Raw genomic sequence first — 1,880 nt, 5'->3', positions numbered from 1 at the left:
TTCCTGAATAGAAGGGATTGAAGCTGGATTGGAAATCGTACAGTTATTGTTATCAGGTTTAGCAGTGGGTGGAATTTATGCCCTCATCGCTGTAGGCTTTGTCACAATTTATAACGTGAATGGGGTTATCAACTTTGCCCAGGGTGAATTTGTCATGGTTGGGGGGGTTACGGCAGCGGCTATGGTCTCTGGCGGTGCCCCCCTTTGGGCAGCTGCAATTGTCGCAGTCATAGTTGCTACTGTTGTTGGAGCGCTGGTTCAGAGGCTGGCGCTTCAGCCAGCCCGTTTTAACAGCGAAGTTGTTTTAATCATTATTACAATAGGGGTATCCACAGTGCTTCGCGGCATGGCATTAATGATATTCGGAAGCTCACCGAAGGTGCTTCCTCCATTTTTAGCAGGGGAACCAGTCAGTTTTCTCAATGCAGCGATTCCGAGACAGGATTTCTTCGTTATAGGCATTACTGTCATTACGATGTTAGCATTGTATATCTTTTTTGAAAAAACGATGCTTGGTTCTGCCCTAAGAGCCAGCATGATGAATCGAGAGGTTAGCCGTTTAATGGGAATCTCTCCTAAGTGGATGGGCTTGCTTTCTTTTATGCTTGGTGCATGTTTAGCTGGAATTGTAGGGATAGCGGTGACTCCTATTTCACTGGCAACCTACGATATGGGCCTAATGATCGGATTAAAGGGATTCGTTGCAGCTGTGTTAGGTGGACTTATCAGTATTCCTGGAGCAGTTGTGGGTGGCATCATTTTAGGTGTGTTGGAATCACTGGGGGCAGGATTGATTTCATCAGGTTACAAGGATGCTATCGCCTTTTTCATCTTATTGATCGTATTGGTGTTTATGCCGCAGGGACTTATAAAAACAAAGAGCGGAAAGCGTGTATAGGGGAGGAGGTTGCGTATGGAAAAAACTATCGTAGGGAATGAAGCATCTGTAACGATGAACACCTTTTCTAAGAGAAGGATGATACTCATTCCTCTTATTCTTGCAGCTCTTGTTGCTTTCCCTTATGTAGCGGGAACCTATATTACAGGAATCTTTGTATTGATCGGTTTATATTTTATCTCCACAATTGGGATTTCACTGCTAATGGGGCATGCGGGCCTTGTATCGCTGGCGCAAGCTGCCTTCTGGGGAATCGGTGCCTATGGGTCAGGGATTTTGGCAATCAAATTTTCAATTTCTCCTTTGCTTACAATCCCGATTGGCATGATATTGGCAGGATTAATAGCGTATATTCTTGGTTACTTGACAAGGAATCTGCAGGGGCATTATTTTTCATTGGCAACGCTAGGGTTCGGTATCGTCATTAACATCGTTCTGATTGAGGAATCACAGATGACTGGCGGACCATCGGGGTTGATCGGTGTCCCCTCACTGACAATTGGATCTTTTTCAATTGCCTCAGATATCGCCTGGTTTTATGTAATAGCGTTTATTGGTCTTATCGTTTTTATATTAACCAAGAACCTTGTTCAATCTTCCTGGGGAAGAAATCTCCGCTCTATACAGGATAGCGCTGTCGCTTCACAATCCATGGGAATCAATATCGGGCAGTACAAATTAACAGCCTTTGTTGTCAGTGCCGTCTTTGCTGGCCTGAGTGGAGGACTTTATGCTTCTTATATGAGTTTTATCAGTCCAGCCATCTTTAGCTTTGAAATGTCCATCAAGTTTGTGGTGATGGCGGTACTCGGCGGACTTTTCAGTATCTATGGTTCCCTTATTGGAGTTATTGTCGTAACTCTTCTGGTGGAGGTCCTTCGTGAAGTTGTTCCGTTCGTTTTTGGTGAAAGTGCTGGTGGAGCCGTTGAAGTGATCTTCTTTGGTCTTCTGCTAGTCGTTATGATGATTTATATGCCAAAAG

At 44.4% G+C, this 1,880-nt stretch carries 2 protein-coding genes; both read left to right on the top strand.

The features are described from left to right. Positions 1-28: 28 nt before the first annotated feature. On the top strand, positions 29-898 hold the full coding sequence (locus tag WB217_RS06915; RefSeq protein ID WP_423991909.1) for a branched-chain amino acid ABC transporter permease: 870 nt from the start codon (positions 29-31) through the stop codon (positions 896-898). 15 nt (positions 899-913) lie between these two features. Continuing rightward, positions 914-1,880: branched-chain amino acid ABC transporter permease (locus WB217_RS06910; RefSeq protein WP_423991907.1), on the top strand; the 967-nt coding region annotated here is incomplete at its 3' end.

This window comes from Mesobacillus sp. (assembly GCF_049588175.1).
Classification (GTDB): Bacteria; Bacillota; Bacilli; order Bacillales; family Cytobacillaceae; genus Mesobacillus.
Note: the sequence above shows the minus strand (reverse complement) of the source record. Positions and strands in the feature narration are given on the sequence as shown.